Here is a 17,640-nt window from a genome sequence, read left to right as displayed (position 1 = left end):
TCGACTTGCGATCTTTCGAACATCAGTTCGAAGATGGCCTCATGCACGACGCCCGGCCGCTCGACCACTACCCGTCCGGATCCCATCGGATCGAGGCCCGCGACGCCTGGGTCTGGATCCGCCACAAGGGCGCCTGGCGCAAGGGCGCGATCCACTGCTGGTACGTCCATGGCGACACCTGGATGGCGTGGATGCAGCACGAGGATCCCACCCCCGACGTCCCGTGGTCGGCGTGGGGGCTCTACCTGTACGACGGGGTGACGATCCGCCGGCGCCACACACCGGCGGCGATCGCCCGCGTCGAGGTCCCGGCGGGCCCCGACGGACCCGACCGCATCACCGCCCGCCTCCGCGACACCGGCTACACCGTCGAGCCCCGGCACCATCTCGCGGGCGGCGGCAGGACTCTGCTCATCGGATGAGGCATCCATCTTTACGCCCTCCAGGCGGAGTGCGCCACGGGCGTACGCATCCGCGGCCTGCGAGGACTGCCGCTTCACGCTGCAGGGCTGGCGCCGGCCCGCGGCGTCCACGTGGGCAGCCAGGAGCAACGGACCACCGCGGATCGCACCAGGGAAAATAAGCAGCCAACTGCACAGCTAGCTGTACAGTTGGCTGTTGTCTTGCTACGCTGGACGCATGAGCGAGCAGCCGAAGCCGCGCCAAGATGCCTCACGGGTCGCCGGAGAGCTCCGCGTCACCCTCGGGCAGTTGGTCCGCCGACTTCGTGAACAGGCGGCGGGTAGCGACCTGACCAAGTCGCAGATGTCGGCACTGTTGCGCATCGAGCGCGAGGGGACCGCGACGTCGTCGTCCCTTGCCGAGGCTGAAGGCATGCGCCCCCAGTCGATGGCCAAGATCGTCCGCGTTTTGGAGGGAGCCGGCTTGATCAGCGGCTCGCCCGATCCGAAGGATGGGCGTAAGACTCTACTCAGCCTCACTCCGGCCGCGCAGGAGCAATTCCGCATTGGACGGAGCGCCAGAGAGGACTGGCTGACGAGTGCGATCGACGCCAGCCTCTCCGATGACGAGATCGCGCAACTCGCCTCTGCCGTGAAGCTGCTGAGGCGCCTGGCTCAGTCGCCCTGACCTGCCTGCCGCTGTGCAGCGGCACGGATAGCACCGCAGATACACGCATGCAGCGGATGCGGTTCCCGCCCCCGGTCATTCATCGAACGAAACGAAGGATTTAGCATGCCCATTACCACGATCGACCCGCGGACCGCTCTCATCGTCGTCGACCTCCAGCAGGGCATCGTGACGACCCCGCTGGCTCATCCGGTCGACGATGTCATCCAGCGCTCGACAGCCTTGCTGAAGGAGTTCCGCAGCCGGGGCTTGCCCATCGTGCTGGTCAACGTCGCAGGATCCCCGGCCGGCCGCACCGACGCCGGCGGCCCGCACACTCACACGTTCCCGGCGGGCTGGACGGACCTGATCCCCGAGTTGGAGCGGCAAGACGACGACCTCGTCGTCACCAAGTATGCGCGCAGCGCATTCACCGGCACCGGCCTGGCCGAACGGCTGCGCGAACTCAACGTGACCCAAGTGGTGATCACCGGGATCGCCACCAGCAGCGGCGTCGAGTCCACAGCCCGGGACGCGCACGAGCAGGGCTTCCACGTCACCCTTCCCCTGGACGCCATGACCGACTCCGCCCTGGACCGGCACGAGCACAGTGTGGCGCAGATCTTCCCGCGCATCGCCGAGACCGGCACTACCGCGGACGTCCTGAGCGTCCTGGCACTACGTTCATGACCACCCCCACGACTGAAACACCTGCCGCCGCCGCTACCTCCACGGCTTTCGGATGGCGCTTCGCCGGTCCGCTACTGCTGGGCTCGACGCTCAACCCGATCAACAGCTCGATGATCGCGACTGGCCTGGTCGGGATCGGCCTGGGCTTCCATAAAGGCCCAGGCACCACGGCGTCCCTGATCTCCGTGCTCTACCTCTGCAGCGCGGTGATGCAACCCACCATGGGCAAGCTGGCCACCGTCTTCGGCGCACGACGTGTTTTCATCACCGGACTGCTCATCCTCGTACTCGCCGGCATCACCGGAGCGGCCGCCCCGGCCTTCGGCTTCCTGCTGCTGTCCCGGGCCCTGATCGGCATCGGCACCTCCGCGGCCTACCCGACAGCCATGGCCCTGGTCCGAAAGCGGGCGGACGAGACGAAGGCAGGGGTGCCCAGCCGAGTCCTGGGCAACTTCTCCATTGCCTCCCAGGTCACCACTGTGATCGGCCTGCCGCTCGGCGGCCTGCTGGCTGGGATCTACGGCTGGCGCGCGATCTTCTTCGTCAACGTCCCCCTCGCCCTGCTCACCCTTGCTCTGACCCTCACAGGCGTCGCCAGCGACAAGCCATCGGCCCGCGAGGGCCGCGAGCCTTTGGTGACGATGATCGACCTACCGGGCATCGTGCTGTTCGCAGGGACCATCATCAGTACGCTGCTCTTCCTCTCCCACGTGAAGACTCCTGACTGGTGGGAACTGGCCGCAGCGCTTGTCCTCGGCACCGTCCTGGTCATCTGGGAACGACGCGCCGGCCGTCCCCTGGTCGACGTGCGAATGCTCGGGCGCAACCGGCCGCTGCTGCGCACCTACCTGCGCCAGGCCGTGGTCTCGCTCGGCATTTATACCGCTATGTACGGCACGAGTCAGTGGATGGAGCAGGCCGCCCACTACAGCTCGTCCCAGGTGGGTCTGATCATGCTGCCACTGTCGGCCGCCAGTATCGTCATCGCACGCGTCGTCTCGACACGCGGTTGGGTGCGCCGCCCGCTCGTCATGACCGGAATCTGCATGCTGCTCACCGGTGCGACCATGCTCCAGATCACCCACAGTTCGCCGGTGCTACTGCTGATCGGCATGTCGTTGCTGTTCGGACTTGCCAACGGCTTCAGCGGCTTCGCCAACCAGGCCACCCTCTACGTACAGGCTCCAGCAGAGGAAGTTGCCATCGCCTCGGGGCTCTATCGCACCTTCGCCTACTTCGGGGCGATCTTCTCCTCCAGCCTCATCGGCATTGCCTTCGGGACCAAGGCCGGCGACGGCGGCCTGCACACCATCGCCTGGGTCACCCTCGGCATCGGCATGGTCAGCCTGCTACTGACCACCCTCGACAAGAAGATCCCCGCGAAAGTGAACTAACTCGACGGGGATGATTCTCCCGACGACGGCACACTCGTGCGCGGCACCAGCCGTACTAAGTCAGTCGTGCAGCTGTCCCGTTTGGTAGGCGAGACAGGGGTACAACGCGGGTCATGCCGAACGATCCGGTCAGGAGGGCGCGGGGCGGCGTACGGGCGTGGTGGAGGCCGGGATGCCGCTGTTGATAGGTACCTCCGGGTGGCAGTACAAGCACTGGCGCGACGTCCTCTACCCGACCGGGATGCCGCAGCGCGTCTGGCTGGAGCGGTACACCGAGTGCTTCGACACGGTGGAGAACAACAACGCCTTCTACCGGTTGCCCAGCCGTGAGGTCTTCGCCGGGTGGCGGGAGCGCACGCCGCCGGACTTCGTGATGGCGGTCAAGGCCAGCCGCTACCTGACCCACATCAAGCGCCTCAAGGACCCGGAAGAGCCGGTGGACCGGCTGATGAACGCCGCCGGCGGCCTGGGCGACAAGCTCGGCCCGGTCCTGGTCCAGCTCCCGCCGACCCTGCAGGTCGAGGTCGAACGCCTGGAACGATGCCTGCGCCGCTTCCCTGCCGGGGTCCGGGTCGCGGTCGAGCCCCGGCATCCGTCCTGGTGGACCGACGAGGTGCGCGAGCTGCTGATCCGGCACGGGGCCGCGCTGTGCTGGGCCGACCGGCTCGGCCGGCCGCTGACGCCCCTGTGGCGGACCGCCGACTGGGGCTACCTGCGGCTGCACGAGGGCGCGGCGACGCCCTGGCCGGAGTACGGCGACCAGGCGCTGCGCTCCTGGGTGCGGCGGCTCGCCGAGACCTGGGACGACGCTCAGGACGTCTACGTCTACTTCAACAACGATCCGGGCGGCGCGGCCGTACGGGACGCCGGGCGGTTCGCCGAGTTCGCCCGCGCGGCCGGTCGCGGCGTGACCCGGACGCCCGTCCTGTCCGCGCGCTGACGCTCCGCCGCCCCACCATCGGCGCGGGCGCGCCTCACCAGGTGACGGGCAGTGCGGACACGCCGCCGGTGAGGCGGTCGACGCGGCGCGGCAGCCGGTCGATCGGCACGGCCAGGCGCAGGCCGGGGAACCGCTGGAACAGCGAGCCGAAGACCGCCCGCAGCTCGACGCGCGCGAGGTTCGCGCCCAGGCAGTACCGGATGGCGTAGCCGAAGCCGAGGTGCGGCTGCGGGTCGCGGCCGATGTCGAAGCGTTCCGGATCGGTGAAGACGGTCTCGTCGCGGTTGGCGGCCGCGGTCATGACCACGCAGAGCTCGCCCGCCCTGATCCGTACACCGTCGACCTCCACGTCCTCGCGGGCGTACCGGGCGAGGCCGTGGTCGTTCGGCACGGCGACGCGCATGATCTCCTCGACGGTCGCGGGGACCACCGCCGGATCACGCCGCAGCTCCGCGAGCTGGCCCGGGTTGGCGAGCAGGAGCAGAACGCCGTGGTCGATGCGGTTGACCGTGGTCTCGTGCCCGGCGAACAGCAGCCCGCCCGCGATGGTCGCGACCTCCTCGGGAGGCAGGTCGGCCTGGGCCAGGTCGGAGTAGACGTCCTCGCCCGGGTCGTCCCGCTTGGCCTTGACGATGCCGTGGGAGTACTCCTCCATGGCCGTACGGGCGGCGGCGGACCGGTCCGGGTCGGTGAGGTCGGTCATGTCATCCGCGAGCGCCCGGAAGTGGTCGCGGTCGGCGAGGGGGACGCCGAGGAGCTCACAGATCACCTGGATGGGCAGCGGGACCGACAGCGCCGCGTGCAGATCGGCCGGCGGGCCGTGCTCCTCCATCCGGTCGAGCAGGCCGTCGACCAGTTCCTGGACGTGCCCGGACAGCGCCCGCATCCGGCGCGCGGAGAACGCCGGGGCGAGGAGCCGGCGCATGCGGTCGTGCACGTCCTTCTCGGTGGCGAACTCCCCGGTCGGCCCGCCGGTGAGGGCGGAGTTGGAGAGCCGTGGGGCATGGTCGGGGTCGGGGTGGGAACGGCCGAAGCGCTGATCGGCGAGGATCGCCCTGGCCGGTTCGTACCCGGTCACGAGCCACGCTTCGTCACCGGTCCGCGTGCGGATGCGCGTGATCGGCTCCTCGGCGCGCAACGCGGCGTACGTCCCGGAGATCCCTAGCATGTCGGTGCGCTCGAACGGCAGTCGCGGCAGGTCGGCCATGAGGCGACGTTCCCTTCCCCGAGGTCCCAGTCAACCTCCACGCTTTCACCCGTAATGTCGATCGTCAATGCACCCTAAGTGGCGAAAGTCGGAATTGTTGGTTGTGGCTCCCGCCCCTGCCGGTCAAGGCGTCCAGGCCGGGTCGCGACCGGCGAGACCGAGTGCCCGGTCGAGCAACGGAGCCGCCTCCGGGACCGGCACCTCCGAGCCGAACGCACCGTACTGCCGGGCCATCCCGGCCATCCCGGACACCTGGTCGAACAGCGTCCGCGCCAGTTCGTCATCGAGCGGGACCTGCCGGCCGGTCGCCACGGCGAGGTCCCAGGCGTGCAGCAGGAGCTCCGCGAACAGCATCCCGCCGACCAGCCGAGCGGGCATCCTCATCGCGGCGAAGAGGCCGGTCTCGCCCTCCCAGGCGTCCGGCTCGGACCAGGCCGCGGCGGCCGCCCGCACGCTCACGGCGTACCGGCCGGCCCAGTCGGGTTCGGCGGTGAAGTCGTGCTCCTCCGCCGGGGACTCGGGCGGCGGCGCCTTGCGCGCGGCCGCCTCGAAGCGGAACCCCGTCCAGTAGATCAGATGGTTCAGCAGGGCGCGGACGTCGAACTCGGGGCAGGGGGTCGGCAGGTCCAGCCGGCCGGGGCCGATCCCCTGGACGACCGCGATCGGCACTTCCGCGGCGCGTGTCATGAGCGGGTGCAGGTCCATCGATGTCCCCTTGGTGATGTCTTCGTGAGCCGTCCGGTGGCAGGGCACACCGTAAGCCGGGCGGGCCCGGCGGTCTTGAAGAAATGCGACACTGAGCCGCATGGCCGACGCCGTTCCCGACAGCCTGCGGGCCGTCCTGAACCGCGCGGCGGCGCTCGAACGCTTCCAGGTCACCCACCGGCCGCCCGCGGCGGATCTCACCTGGCTCGCCGACCACCACTGGATCCTGCACTGGGATCTCGGCGAAGGGGATTCTCACCGGCAGCGGGTCCTCACCCACCCGTCGGTGCACATGACCTTCATCAGCGACGGTCAGGCGCGGGTGGTCGGCGGGACCTCATCCGCTCCAGGGCGCCGGCGAGACCCGACCCGCTCGCCCTCGAGGCATCCGCCGTCGTGGACCGCATCGCCGCCGATCCGATGCTGACCAGGGTCGACAGGCTGGCCACGGCGGCCGGAGTCGGGACGCGCCGCCTGCAGCGCCTCTTCGCCGACTACGTCGGGGTCGGTCCCAAGTGGGTGATCCGCCGGTACCGGATGCAGGACGCCGCGGACCGGGCGGCCGGTGGCACGGACATCGACTGGGCCGCCCTGGCCGCGGATCTGGGCTACGCCGACCAGGCGCACTTCACCCGCGACTTCACCGCGACGATCGGCATGTCCCCGGCCAGGTACGCGCGGTCGTGCGCCCGGTGACCCCACGGTCGCCGGCCGGCCGGAGATGCGGCCGGCGGCCGGACCGGCGCGGGCGGCCCGACCGGCGTCCGACCGTCGCGAGCGGGCGGACGGCGGGCGACCGTCTCAGCGCGTGGACGCCGTGACCGGCTTGTGACTCTTTCACATAGCATTCAGAGGACGACGACGCCCGGCAGAAGGACTTTTCCCAAGTGAGCTCCGCTACTGAACCCCTGCGCGCGCTGCTGCTGGAGAGCATTCACTCCGACGCTGTCGCCTCGCTGGAGAAGAACGGCTACGCCGTCGAGCTGCTGGATCGCGCCCTCGACGAGGACGAGCTGGTCGCCCGCATCCCCGGCGTACACCTGCTCGGTATCCGGTCGAAGACGACGATCACCGACGCGGTGCTCGCGGCCGCGTCCGATCTGCTGGCGGTCGGCGCGTTCTGCATCGGGACCAACCAGATCGACCTGTCCGCCGCCGCTCAGCGCGGCGTCGCGGTCTTCAACGCGCCGTTCTCCAACACGCGCAGCGTCGTCGAGCTGGTGATCGCCGAGATCATCGCGCTGACCCGGCGGCTCACGGAGAAGAACTCGGCGCTGCACGCCGGCGTCTGGGACAAGTCGGCCGAGGGCGCCCACGAGGTCCGGGGCCGGCGGCTCGGCATCGTGGGCTACGGCAACATCGGCAGCCAACTGTCGGTGCTGGCCGAGAACCTCGGCATGAGCGTGTTCTTCTACGACACGGCCGACAAGCTCGCGCTGGGCAACGCCCGCCGGTGCGCCAGCATGGAGGAGCTGCTGTCGGTCTCCGACGTCGTGACCCTGCACGTCGACGGCCGGCCCGGCAACAGCGGCCTGTTCGGCGAGGCGGAGTTCGCCCGGATGCGCCCCGGCAGCCTGTTCCTGAACCTCTCCCGCGGGTTCGTCGTCGACCACGGCGCGCTGCGGCGCCACATCGAGTCGGGTCACCTGGCCGGCGCGGCGATCGACGTCTTCCCGCACGAGCCCAAGGGCCGCGGCGACGAGTTCGTCTCGGAGCTGCGCGGGCTGCCCAACGTCATCATCACGCCGCACATCGGCGGTTCGACGGAGGAGGCGCAGCAGGACATCGGCCAGTTCGTCTCCGGCAAGCTGCAGGACTTCGTGGCCACGGGCAACACCGCGCTCAGCGTGAACCTCCCGGCCGTGTCGCTGCCCGCCCCGGTCACCGGGCACCGCCTGACGCACCTGCACCGCAACACCCCGGGCGTGCTGGCCACGATCAACGGCATCCTCGCCGACCACGAGGTGAACATCGAGGGCCAGCTCCTCGGCACGCGCGGTGAGATCGGCTACGTGATCACCGACATCGGCACCCAGTACACCACCGACGTGCTGGAGAAGCTCCGCGCGCTGCCGAACACCGTCCGGCTGCGCCTGCTGTCCTGACCGCGCGCGTTCACGCGATGTTGAGCTCCGGCTCGGCCGCGATCTCCGCCTGCTCGGCCGCGACGGCCGCCTCGACCTCGCGGCTGGACACGGCGATCCGCACGGCGAAGAAGTAGACGGCGAGGGAGAACACCGCGACCGTCAGGACGTCGATCCAGTCGGGCAGCACCTTGCTTCCGCCGTAGCGGCCCAGGAACCCGATGAGGATCATGCCGCCGAGCCACGGCCAGACCCACATGGCCGCGGTCCAGTTCAGCGGCGAGCGTTCGGCCTGAGGAGTCCTCGCCCGGGTCACCGCGAAGATCACCAGGCCGAGCAGGATGGCGAGCCCGAGCTTCCACTCCGCCTGGAAGCTCGACCAGTAGATGATCAGGTTCGCGCAGATGAAGGCGACGGGCGCCAGCACGCGGTGCGCCGGGAGGCGGTACGGGCGGTTCCGTTCCGGATCGCGTAGCCGCAGGGCGCGCAGCGCGATCGGCCCGTACGCGTACATGATCGCGGTCGCCGAGGTGACGAGGCCGACCAGGGAGTGCCAGCTGGGGAACGGCAGGAACGCGATCTCCCCGACGACGAAGGCGATGATGACCGAGACGATCGGCACCCCCTTCGGGCTCACCTTCGCCACCGCGGCCGGCACCGACTTCTCCCGGCCCAGCGCGTACGAGAGGCGGGACGACGCGGCGACGTACACGAGGCCGGTCCCGGCCGGTGAGATCACGGCGTCGGCGTAGAGCAGTCCGGCCAGCCAGGCGGCGCCGGCCCCGACGGCGAGCGTGGCGTACGGGCCGAAGTCGCCCTTGCCCACCGGGTTCGCCCAGCCGTGCGCGATGTGGGCGGGGTTGAGCGCGCCGATGAACGCGACCTCCAGCAGGATGTAGACGAGGGTGCCGATCGCGGTGGCCGTGATCACCGCGCGCGAGACGTCCTGCTGCGGCTTCCTGGCCTCCCCCGCCAGCTGGATCGCCTGCTCGAACCCCTGCAGGGCGAACACGACGCCCGCCGGCAGCGCGGCGAACACGCCGTGCGCCCCGAAGGGCATGAATCCGCCGCCGGCCCTGAAGTTGGACGCGTGGAAGGTCAGCAGCAGGAGGACCACCACGGTGAGCAGCGGGATCGCCGTCTTCCAGATCACGGCGATCCCGTTGGAGTGGGCGAGGAGTTTGACGCCGACGATGTTGATGAGCGTGAAGAGCAGCATGAAGACCGTCGCCACCAGCAGGCCGACGCCGGTCAGCGTCCCGTCGGCGTGGAGCATCGTGATGTGGTGCCTCACCCACCCGATGTGGTCGCAGTAGGACAGCATCGCCTCGACCTCGATCGGGGCGATCGTGACCGCCTGCACCCAGGCCATCCAGCCGGCGGTGAAGCCGACCAGCGGGCCGAACGCGAAACTCGGGAACCGCGCGGTGCCTCCGGCGATGGGATAGGCCGCGCCGAGCTCGGCGTGCACCAGGGCCAGGATGACCAGCATCACGGCGGCGAGGATCCAGGACACCAGTGATGCGGGGCCGGCGATCGTCGCGGCCGTGAGCGCGCCGAGCAGCCAGCCGGAGCCGATGATCGATCCGAGCGAGACGAACATCAGTCCCCAGAAACCGACGTCCCGCCGTAGGCGTCGTCCCGAATCGACGGATCCGGTGGTGCTGGGCGCCATGAAACCCCCTTCGAGGGTGCTAGCGGACGAACCAGTGGCTATCTGGCGCTAATCGACGTTATGGACAGGCCGTAATACACGTCAACGCCGGAGGCAGGCTAATTCGATCGCACCTTGAACGCAATGAGCGGCCAGCACGCGGGTATACCCGAAGAGCCCTTTGAGACCTCCGTAATCCAAGTGATCGGCGGTTTCGGAGTGACTGCTGTTTCGATTGATAATCCGAGGAACAGCAGCGTTTCGCGCTATTGAGGGAATAAGGCTTTCATCCGGAAAAGCGGCGAGGTGCGGGCGAGAGAATCGGCCTCTCACCCGCACCTCCCCGGGGCTGTCACGTGCCACGAGAGTGTCAGTAGAAGTGCCACGAGAGCCTCAGTGACCTGGGTCACTCGGTCTTCGGGTCCAGTAGCAGGGTGTCGTGGAGATTGACCGGGATGTTCAGGCTGAAGGCGACCTCGGGGGTCAGCTTGATCTGTGTCGGCTGGCCGTGGGCGTCGATGTGGCAGGTGATGTAGCTGGCGGCGACGGCGGCGTCGAGGAGTTCTGGGTTGCTGGTCAGGATGTCTTTGATGCGTTGGTGGTCTCGGTGGCCGGCGCGGTAGGCGATGAAGGCCATCCCGGTCGCGGGGCCTTGCTGCTGGTTGAGGACCTGCTGGAGCCGGGTGCGGATGTCTGGGAGGAGGAGGTCGGGCTGCACGGCGAGTTGCAGGACGTTGCCTTCGTCGGCGGTGAGGCGAAGAACCGGGTGCTCATGGAGTAGCGCGGCGAGGTGGCCGGCGGCGGTCTGGGCGCGTTCGAGCGGCCAGTGCAGCACGTGCGCGATCTGGTCCACTCGCACGGGGTGGGCGAGGGCCAGGACCAGGACGGCGTGCACACGATCGGCGTCGTCGAGTGAGTCTGCCGAGTTGGCTGCGGGTTCGGCCTGGGGCGTTTGGTCCAGCCACCCGGGCCAGGGCAGGTCGAGCCGCCTGGCCAGGGCCCGGACGGCCCGCAGCGGTAGGTCGTCGAGGTCGGCGCCGCTGGCGAGGCGGCGGATCCGGTGGACGGGCAGCCCGAGTAGATCGGCGAGTTGCTCGCTGGTCATGCCGTGGTCGCGGGCCCGGCGCAGGAGCCAGGTTCCCAGCGGGTCGGGTCGCGTCATGTCCATACGGGGGTGCTCAGGTCGAGGGTGTAGGCGTCGCCGACCAGGTTGCGCAGGACCAGGCGGCGCTGCCGCATCCAGAGGGTGCCGTGCCCGGCGGGCGGCTCGACGCGGTCGACGGGGAGGTCGCCGGCGGCCGTGGTGGCGGTCAGGGCACGGTCGGCCAGGGTGCGGACGTCGTCGTGCGGTGGGGTGAGGTCGAAGAACGGGTCGCCGGGGTGGCGGGGGCCCTGCATCTGGCGGAAGGCGAGGTGGGCGGCGATTGCGAGCCGGGCGTGGGCGGGGACGGGAAGGTACTCGCCGTTGATCTTGATGCCGGTTGCGGTGCTGGTGACGTCGTCCATGGTGAGCGTGCTGGGGTGCCAGTACCGTTCGTCGCCGCGGTGGTCGAAGGGGAACAACAGGAACAGGGTCGCGGCGGCGGCCGGGGCGGTGGCGGTGGCGGCCCGGTTGATGGCCGCGACCGCGGTGGGGGTGAGGCGGTGGCCCAGGCCGGGGTCGCCGGGCCAGGTCTGGTGGTGGAGGAGGAGCCCGTCGCGCAGGAAGGCCGCTTGGGTGGCGCGGAGCCGGACCAGGGCTTCGCCGTCGGAGGCGCACCGGTAGAGGCGGGCGGCCAGGTGGATGCTGAGCGCAAGCGCGAGCCGGTCGGGTGCCTGGCCGGCCTCGCCGGCCTTTCGGTGGTTGCGCAGCCAGGTGCGGGCGGCCTGGAAGGTCTTGAGCCAGAGCTGGTCGACGCGGGCGGCGGTGTTGCGGTCCAGGGTGCGGATGCAGCTGGCTCGGAAGGTCAAGAAGTTGTCGGCGGGCAGGTCATCGGGGATCGGCTCACCGATCGCCTTGGCCCTGGTTGCGGCCGGTGGGCGGGACCGTATCCGGTCGAGTTCGCGCGGGTCGGCGGTGGTGACCTGGCTGTCGGTGTCGCGGCCGAAGGCGGTGACGACCGAGCTGGTGGCGGTGCGGGAGGCGTCGATCAGCCACAGTCGGGTTCGGTGTGGGCGGGGTGGGCCGAGCAGTGCGCGCAGGTAGGGCGCGAACTCGGCCGGCATGGTGTGGGCGCGGTCGATGACCAGGTGCGCCAGACGGTAGCCGGTGACCCATGCTTTGGCTTGGTCCCAGGGGCGTTGCGGGGACGACAGCCGGGCGGGCAGGTGCTTGCCGAGCCCCTCCAGGACGCAAAAGAGGAAACGGCCCAGGCCCGGTCATCGCTGCGGTCGGGATCAGGCAGCAGCTCGGCCAGCTCCAGCTCGTCCAGATCGGTGGGTTCGAGCGCCACGGCGATGTTCCTTCCCCGAGATCGTGCCGGTGATGATCGTGCCAGACGCAGGGCCAGGCGCGCGGCCAAATGCCCCAGGACCGACACTCACTGCGCTGATCAAGTAGACCGGTGATCAGGGCTGATGCCGTCGTCGATGCTCGCGTCGAGGTCGCCGTTGTCGACGAGAGCGGGAAGTGACGTGAGCGGCGCAGGATAGGCGTCGTTTCCCCCGGCGTCCCCCGTCCTTGCTTACCGGAGCCAAGGGCGGGGGATCTCCCATGTCGGGCGCGATCAGCGCCGGCGAACGACGAGGGGCTGGTCGACCACGCCGACCCGGCCGTCCGGGTCCGAGAGGGTGCCGTGGGTGAGGCCGATACCGTCGTCGGCCAGCTCGGTCCGGCAGTCCATGTGCACCCATTCGCCGTCGGAGTGGCGCAGCAGCCGAGCAGTGACGGCCATGCCACTCGTCCGGATCCTGCGGAACCGGCGGCGGGACCTGTTCGGTCTCCACCGGGGGAGTCGGGCCGGTCGCGATGTGCCAGGCGCGGGCGGTCACCGCCGCCCGGCCGTCGACGATCGATTGCGCCTCGGTGAGACGGACCTGCCGGCCGGGCCGCCGCGGGGCTTGAGCGACAACCACTCGGTCAGCGGCGTTAGCGAGCCGTCGAACGCGGAGTTACGCAGACCGGAGTGACCTGGCCTGTCACCGACCCACCCCCAGCCTCAATCCGACGACGGCGACCGACACGCACGTCTCCACACCGTTCTTGTCCGGTCTGCTGTGGCTAGACTTTTGCCAGTCAATTGGCCCGAGCTCTTCAGGTAGGGCCCCGGCATTCTGCCAACCGGCCGCAGAGAAACTAGGACCGCCGTTGCCAGAATCGTACTGTTGGGGGGCATAGCCCTGGGTGACAAAGACGGGATAGTTGCTGCGGATGGGTCGGAACTGCGGGTCAAACTCGACAGATTGGAACAGTTCTCCTTCGTAGAGCGGGCGGTGACTGACTCGCCCCCACTGCGCGTCGACCCAGTAGACCGTGCCTTGGTAGTTCAAGCCAACGACGGCATGCGCGGTCGCGGCGACGAACTGCTCGCGAGCGGCCCCTGAGGGCCGGAAGAAGACCAGGGCAGAGGACCCGTGACCATGCGCGCGCAAATGACCGGCTATCGCCTCCCACGCTTCGTTGGCCCCTACCCGCCGACCCGCAGTGTCTTCGGGTGCGCGAAGCTGAGCGCCGAGCCACGTGCTGGTCCAGAGGATCCCATCCGTCTCCGTCACGGGCGCCCCGTCTTGGCCGACGGAGACGGGTGCGGCCACCGTCGGCCTTCCCGCCCAGCTCTCCAGCACACTTCGCGCCACATCGACGCAATTGGCTCTGTAGCCGACGTTCGTCAGATTACCGTTGATTGCCTGTATCCAGTCGCTGGACCCCGAAGCAGTGAAGAACGTGTTATGGATTTCGCGTCGGTTCAGCCATCGTATCCCTCCAGCCATGGAGTACGCGGTGCTACGCGGATCGGGGAACTGGCGGAACGCACCACGGCCGTCTCGTGGAAAAACGCGCTCCAGCCGCTCCTGAACTCCCTCCTCGGGGTAGCCCAACTGACCGGGCGTATACCCGTACTGACGGGCCAAAGCCAGCGGCGGCCAAGGCACCGGAACCGGGACCTCGGCCTCGGCGGCGGTATCCAATCTAGACGAACGACGCTGGCGTCTTGGTGCCCCGATGCGGGGGTTGGCCGGGTCGAGCATGGCCCGGGCGGCTGAATCTGACTCCCGTGTGGTGGCCCAGTCCGGAATGATCACCTGGCGGTGGGGGTCGATGGACAGGACGCGGGAGTTGATGGGCGGGCCGAGCACGGTGGCCAGCAAGGTGGCCGACTCGGCGAGCCGGCCGGCCGGTGCGGCGGCGGTGTCCAGGGGGTCGATGGTGGTGGCCTGGCCCGGTTGGGCGGGGTTGATGAGAACCACGCCGTCCTCGGTATGGACGAAGGCAGCGACGTGGCGCAGATCGAGGGCGTCACCGGACCCGGACTGTTCGTTGACCACGACCATGGTGGTGCCCGGCTCACTGGTGCCTAGGGCGATGATAAGGGTCCGCCAGTCATCGAGGCGCCCCCACGCCGCGGCCGGCTGGCCAAGACCACGCCGGGCATCGTCGCCCGCCTCGATCAGACCGTCATCACGGGTGAGCCCGCTGGTGATCCCACCCACGACCTGGCGGGCAGCGCCGGTGGTGAACGAGGGGCCGTAGAAGGCGCCGATGATGTGTTCGATCACCGCGAGGCAGTACTGGCCCATCTCCGGTCCCGGAACCGGCCCCGCAGAACCCGCCTCCGAACGCATCGCGGCCACACCCGCCGCGGTGCCATCACCGACCACCCGCTCCAACTGTTGCAACGACACCCGTACCTGGCCCCTGCCCGCGCCATCCACCGCCGCCTCCCCAGCGGATCGTGCCGTGGCGGGCGTGGAGGCCTCTGCCGCGGTGGCCCTGCCGGTATCGCCGCGGTCCAGATGACCGCCACCGCCACCGGTGCCGCTGCGGCTGCTCGAAGCCCACTCGCCGCCGTCTTCGTCGCGGGCGATGTCAGGGGCCGGCCGACGGGGGCCCGTGGCGGCCGGCGGACCGGTCCATGACGCCGACGCCTCGTGCAGTCGGGCTCGAAGGGCCGGATCGGCGGTGTCCTCGAGCGTCCGGCGTAGCCCGCGGACCACCGCGTCGGATACGTCGTCGACCCTGTTGACCTGAAAGTCATACCCGGACTCGGACCCCGTCTGCGCCCCCGCCGGCCGGTGGACGAACCATCGAAACCCGTCCCGGTTTTCTATCGCGTAGCCGGGGCCGAGTTGGGTGAGGAGCTCGTTATCTCCCACTCCGCGGAAGGAGGGGTGGAAGTCATCGATCATGAACCGGACGACGCCTATTCCCGGATTGGCTCTCTGGAGTCTGTCCTGCAGTCTTCGCAGGTCCGATTCGTTTGCGGCGCGAGCATCAGCGGCGCTGGGCGGCTGGAGGGTGCGGGCCGCAGCAGGGCCCGTAAAAGCGGAGGGCCCGGTATTGCCCGTCGGCCGCTGTGTCTGCGTCCCCGCCGGCCGGTGGACGAACCACATCTCCGTGTCCCGGTTTTCCGTTGCGTAGCCGGGGCCGAGTTGGGCGAGGATCTCAGCGTCTGAGCCAGAGCGGACGCTGGGGTAATCGGATACGAGCCTGCCCCGGTCGATGCCGCCCGTCCGCTGGATGTCTTCCCGTAGCCTTCGCAGGTCCGACTCGTATGCGGCGCCTTCCCACGTCAGGCCGTCGTCGAAACTCCCCATCCATGGCATTCCGACGTGGGGGTCGGTGGGGTCGGTCAGGGCCTGAGCGGTTGATTCCGATGCCGGGGTGGCCTGGCCGAGTGGGTGGATTACCTGGCCGCCAGGGTTCTGGAAGTACGCGCGGGCATCGATCAGCGGCAGCCCGTCTCGTGTACCGAGGCCGTCTGGTGCACTGAGCCAGTCGGTCACGTTCTGGGTGCCGATGACGCTGGTGTAGCCCTCGCTTCGGTTTTGGTCGGGGTTGATCAGGACCAGGCCCTGGTCGTTGGTGTTGATCAGGGCGATGCCGTGGCCGAGCCGGTTGGGGCGGCCGAGCCGGATGTAGGCGCGCGCGCCGGCCCCGGCCTTGGTCAAAGAAGCGACCACATCCGCCCACGCGGTGACGCGTGGCCACCGCAGGGCCGAGGCCATGTCCGGGAGCGGTCGTGCCGGGGACCAGCGGTGCGACAGGCCGGTGAGCAGCGTCCAGCAGTACCGGCTGCCCCACTCCGGTCCGGGCACCGGGCCCGGACCGTCGAGCCGGTCCTTCTCGGCTTTCTTGGCCGATTTCGCGGCCGCGCCGGCATCGTGTTCGACCTGCTCCGCCGACAACACGCCACCGGCCGCGGGCAGGTGAACCACCGCGCCACCGGCCGCATCACGCGCTCGACCCGATGCCGGCCCGTGAACCGTCCGATCCGCGGAAATCCCAGCCGGGACGGCGCCGGTATGCGTGGCGGCGCGCGGCCGGCTATGGCGGCCCGCACCCGCTTTACCCCGCCAATCGTTCACCTGTGATGCAGACACCGATCCAACGGCAGTCGTGCGACCACGGGCATCGCCACTAGAAACCGTGCTGCCGGTACGGCCGACGCTAATGACCTGTTCCCAGGCCAGACCGGTAGCTTCCCGAGCCGTGGACCGCCCCGGCGAGCCGGTCGCGGGCCACAAAACCGTCGCCCCCGCGCGTTCGCCGGTGCCCTGCGTGATCGTCCCATCCGACTTCCACCGGGTCGCCGGGCTGGCCTGGACACACGCCCCCGTACTACGACTCGACGTGCACCACCGGGCTTGCCGCATACCCAACCCCTCAAGCATCAACACCGTTCAGCGAGACCAGCACACACCAGGCTAAAGCCGATTGCCCCACCCCGACGGTATATGAGCGACGGTCTGGTCCCTTGCCATCACTGGCAGACCTTCACCGACCGCCGTCCCGGCACCGCATGGATCAACGCCATGGCCGACGGCGCCCGCCGCTGGGCCGACCACCGAGGCCTCACCGTCACCCGATGAACGGGCAAGATCTGCGGACCAACTTCACCTACGTGCCTTACATGGCTGACAGGCCACCAAGCCACTGACCTGCGGTTTCACTCAACTACCCCAGATAAATGCCGTCGTCGTCGCCGGTCCTGGCGCTGCACCGGCACGGGCCCAGGCCCACTCGGTGGCTGGCCGGGCCCGCCGCGCAGCGCTGTGGGCATGTGATCGGTGATCCCAGCACGTCGTACAGCAGCGTGTCCAGCAGGTCTGGCTGTGGCCGCTCACCTGGTCCGCGCATTCGGCTTCGTGCCCTCCTGCCGCTAGCGATCTGCTCCGCAGGGGTATTTCCGCTGGTGGGTAGGGTGGGAAACCGGGGTGTGACCGGCATAAGACCGTGCCCGCCCAACTCCCACGTCGCACGGCCACCGGCCACGCCCTTACGCGCGTACCGCAAGCGATCGTCCGGGCAATCGTGGACGCCCATGACAGCCGCTGGGGGAAGGTCATGGAGGTCTTGCGCGAAGTCGCCTGGCTCCTACGCCGGCGCCGAGGCGGTGGCGGGCCGACGCCGGCGTCGCCTGGCGTCCGTCGCGGTGAGCCGGACCGCCGGCGGGCAGCTGGCCCAGCAGCTGCGGGCGCTGCCGGGCCACTACGCCGACCGGCTGCCCGCCCGTACGACGCGGCGCGTCGAACAGGCCGCGGCCGCCGGGGAATGGGAAGACGCCGTCGAGCAGGCGATCACCGGCTTGGCCTCGCGGGCGGCACCGGTGAGTACGGCCGAACGCGACCAGCTCACCGAGCTCGCCGACGAGCTCGGCCTGTCAGGGGCGCGTACGGCGGACCTGCGCACCGGCGAGATGCCCAGCCCCGACGCCGGTGAGGTGGCGGGGCCGTGGTCGACGTAGCGTCCAGGTCAGGGA

17 protein-coding genes are annotated in these 17,640 nt (G+C 69.6%); 10 read left to right on the top strand and 7 right to left on the bottom strand.

The annotated features are described in order from the left end of the window. The first annotated feature begins 41 nt into the window (after positions 1–41). The 5 genes from NE234_RS12210 (at position 42) to NE234_RS12190 (ending at position 4,092) form a co-directional block, all read left to right on the top strand. A complete protein-coding gene (locus tag NE234_RS12210) occupies positions 42–422 on the top strand; it encodes a hypothetical protein (protein WP_252779060.1) in 381 nt (126 codons plus the stop codon). A 217-nt stretch (positions 423–639) separates the two neighbouring features. Next, the gene (locus tag NE234_RS12205) at positions 640–1,089 is read left to right on the top strand and encodes a MarR family winged helix-turn-helix transcriptional regulator (protein WP_252779059.1); all 450 of its coding nucleotides are present in this window, start codon (positions 640–642) and stop codon (positions 1,087–1,089) included. A gap of 105 nt (positions 1,090–1,194) precedes the next feature. Continuing rightward, positions 1,195–1,758, top strand: coding sequence for an isochorismatase family cysteine hydrolase (locus NE234_RS12200; protein ID WP_252779058.1), 564 nt, complete (start codon positions 1,195–1,197; stop codon positions 1,756–1,758). After that, a complete protein-coding gene (locus NE234_RS12195; protein WP_252779057.1) occupies positions 1,755–3,152 on the top strand; it encodes an MFS transporter in 1,398 nt (465 codons plus the stop codon). The genes NE234_RS12200 and NE234_RS12195 overlap by 4 nt, the downstream gene beginning before the upstream one ends. 172 nt (positions 3,153–3,324) lie before the next feature. After that, a complete protein-coding gene (locus NE234_RS12190; protein ID WP_252779056.1) occupies positions 3,325–4,092 on the top strand; it encodes a DUF72 domain-containing protein in 768 nt (255 codons plus the stop codon). A 34-nt stretch (positions 4,093–4,126) separates the two neighbouring features. On the opposite strand, the gene NE234_RS12185 is transcribed toward NE234_RS12190, so the two are convergent. Both NE234_RS12185 and NE234_RS12180 read right to left on the bottom strand, forming a co-directional pair. Next, positions 4,127–5,299 carry a cytochrome P450 gene (locus tag NE234_RS12185; RefSeq protein ID WP_252779055.1) on the bottom strand — a complete coding sequence of 391 codons (1,173 nt, stop codon included), beginning with the start codon at positions 5,297–5,299 and terminating at the stop codon, positions 4,127–4,129. A 123-nt stretch (positions 5,300–5,422) separates the two neighbouring features. Continuing rightward, complete coding sequence (locus tag NE234_RS12180) at positions 5,423–6,004, bottom strand: TIGR03086 family metal-binding protein (RefSeq protein ID WP_252779054.1); 582 nt, start codon at positions 6,002–6,004, stop codon at positions 5,423–5,425. A 100-nt stretch (positions 6,005–6,104) separates the two neighbouring features. Here NE234_RS12180 and NE234_RS12175 point away from each other — a divergent pair, with 100 nt between their 5' ends. From NE234_RS12175 to serA, 3 genes are all read left to right on the top strand, one after another. Next, the gene (locus tag NE234_RS12175) at positions 6,105–6,431 is read left to right on the top strand and encodes a DUF6597 domain-containing transcriptional factor (protein WP_252779053.1); all 327 of its coding nucleotides are present in this window, start codon (positions 6,105–6,107) and stop codon (positions 6,429–6,431) included. Further along, positions 6,401–6,700 (top strand): helix-turn-helix domain-containing protein, encoded by a 300-nt coding sequence (locus NE234_RS12170; RefSeq protein ID WP_252779052.1) that lies wholly within the window; start codon positions 6,401–6,403, stop codon positions 6,698–6,700. Before NE234_RS12175 ends, NE234_RS12170 begins: the two co-directional genes overlap by 31 nt. A gap of 191 nt (positions 6,701–6,891) precedes the next feature. After that, positions 6,892–8,109: a phosphoglycerate dehydrogenase gene (gene serA, locus NE234_RS12165; RefSeq protein WP_252779051.1), complete on the top strand. Its 1,218-nt coding sequence runs from the start codon at positions 6,892–6,894 to the stop codon at positions 8,107–8,109. A 10-nt stretch (positions 8,110–8,119) separates the two neighbouring features. On the opposite strand, the gene NE234_RS12160 is transcribed toward serA, so the two are convergent. From NE234_RS12160 to NE234_RS12140, 5 genes are all read right to left on the bottom strand, one after another. Further along, the gene (locus NE234_RS12160) at positions 8,120–9,763 is read right to left on the bottom strand and encodes an APC family permease (RefSeq protein ID WP_252779050.1); all 1,644 of its coding nucleotides are present in this window, start codon (positions 9,761–9,763) and stop codon (positions 8,120–8,122) included. A gap of 385 nt (positions 9,764–10,148) precedes the next feature. Next, complete coding sequence (locus NE234_RS12155) at positions 10,149–10,904, bottom strand: helix-turn-helix domain-containing protein (protein WP_252779049.1); 756 nt, start codon at positions 10,902–10,904, stop codon at positions 10,149–10,151. Further along, positions 10,901–11,947, bottom strand: coding sequence for a hypothetical protein (locus NE234_RS12150; RefSeq protein WP_252779310.1), 1,047 nt, complete (start codon positions 11,945–11,947; stop codon positions 10,901–10,903). Before NE234_RS12150 ends, NE234_RS12155 begins: the two co-directional genes overlap by 4 nt. Before the next feature lie 500 nt (positions 11,948–12,447). Continuing rightward, positions 12,448–12,615, bottom strand: a complete 168-nt coding sequence (locus NE234_RS12145; RefSeq protein ID WP_252779048.1) for a thioesterase family protein — start codon at positions 12,613–12,615, stop codon at positions 12,448–12,450. Between the two features lie 244 nt (positions 12,616–12,859). Then, positions 12,860–16,096, bottom strand: a complete 3,237-nt coding sequence (locus NE234_RS12140; protein WP_252779047.1) for a toxin glutamine deamidase domain-containing protein — start codon at positions 16,094–16,096, stop codon at positions 12,860–12,862. Between the two features lie 519 nt (positions 16,097–16,615). Here NE234_RS12140 and NE234_RS44285 point away from each other — a divergent pair. After that, entirely contained in the window at positions 16,616–16,750 is a 135-nt protein-coding gene (locus NE234_RS44285; RefSeq protein WP_256528674.1) for a hypothetical protein, read from the top strand. Positions 16,751–17,313: 563 nt separating this feature from the next. Next, positions 17,314–17,625: a hypothetical protein gene (locus NE234_RS12135; RefSeq protein ID WP_252779046.1), complete on the top strand. Its 312-nt coding sequence runs from the start codon at positions 17,314–17,316 to the stop codon at positions 17,623–17,625. Positions 17,626–17,640 lie beyond the last annotated feature (15 nt).

Source organism: Actinoallomurus rhizosphaericola, from assembly GCF_024055675.1.
In the GTDB taxonomy this organism is placed as follows: Bacteria; Actinomycetota; Actinomycetes; order Streptosporangiales; family Streptosporangiaceae; genus Actinoallomurus; species Actinoallomurus soli.
This window is presented reverse-complemented; position numbering and strand designations above follow the sequence as displayed.

Bases quoted from the DNA above. Each gene is read 5' to 3' on its own strand.
- NE234_RS12195 (WP_252779057.1), top strand. From the start codon at position 1,755: ATGACCACCCCCACGACTGAAACACCTGCCGCCGCCGCTACCTCCACG.
- NE234_RS12175 (WP_252779053.1), top strand. From the start codon at position 6,105: ATGGCCGACGCCGTTCCCGACAGCCTGCGGGCCGTCCTGAACCGCGCG.
- NE234_RS44285 (WP_256528674.1), top strand. From the start codon at position 16,616: ATGAGCGACGGTCTGGTCCCTTGCCATCACTGGCAGACCTTCACCGAC.
- NE234_RS12200 (WP_252779058.1), top strand. From the start codon at position 1,195: ATGCCCATTACCACGATCGACCCGCGGACCGCTCTCATCGTCGTCGAC.
- NE234_RS12180 (WP_252779054.1), bottom strand. From the start codon at position 6,004: ATGGACCTGCACCCGCTCATGACACGCGCCGCGGAAGTGCCGATCGCG.
- NE234_RS12150 (WP_252779310.1), bottom strand. From the start codon at position 11,947: ATGCCGGCCGAGTTCGCGCCCTACCTGCGCGCACTGCTCGGCCCACCC.
- NE234_RS12190 (WP_252779056.1), top strand. From the start codon at position 3,325: ATGCCGCTGTTGATAGGTACCTCCGGGTGGCAGTACAAGCACTGGCGC.
- NE234_RS12155 (WP_252779049.1), bottom strand. From the start codon at position 10,904: ATGACGCGACCCGACCCGCTGGGAACCTGGCTCCTGCGCCGGGCCCGC.
- NE234_RS12185 (WP_252779055.1), bottom strand. From the start codon at position 5,299: ATGGCCGACCTGCCGCGACTGCCGTTCGAGCGCACCGACATGCTAGGG.
- NE234_RS12205 (WP_252779059.1), top strand. From the start codon at position 640: ATGAGCGAGCAGCCGAAGCCGCGCCAAGATGCCTCACGGGTCGCCGGA.
- NE234_RS12145 (WP_252779048.1), bottom strand. From the start codon at position 12,615: ATGGCCGTCACTGCTCGGCTGCTGCGCCACTCCGACGGCGAATGGGTG.
- NE234_RS12210 (WP_252779060.1), top strand. From the start codon at position 42: ATGCACGACGCCCGGCCGCTCGACCACTACCCGTCCGGATCCCATCGG.
- NE234_RS12160 (WP_252779050.1), bottom strand. From the start codon at position 9,763: ATGGCGCCCAGCACCACCGGATCCGTCGATTCGGGACGACGCCTACGG.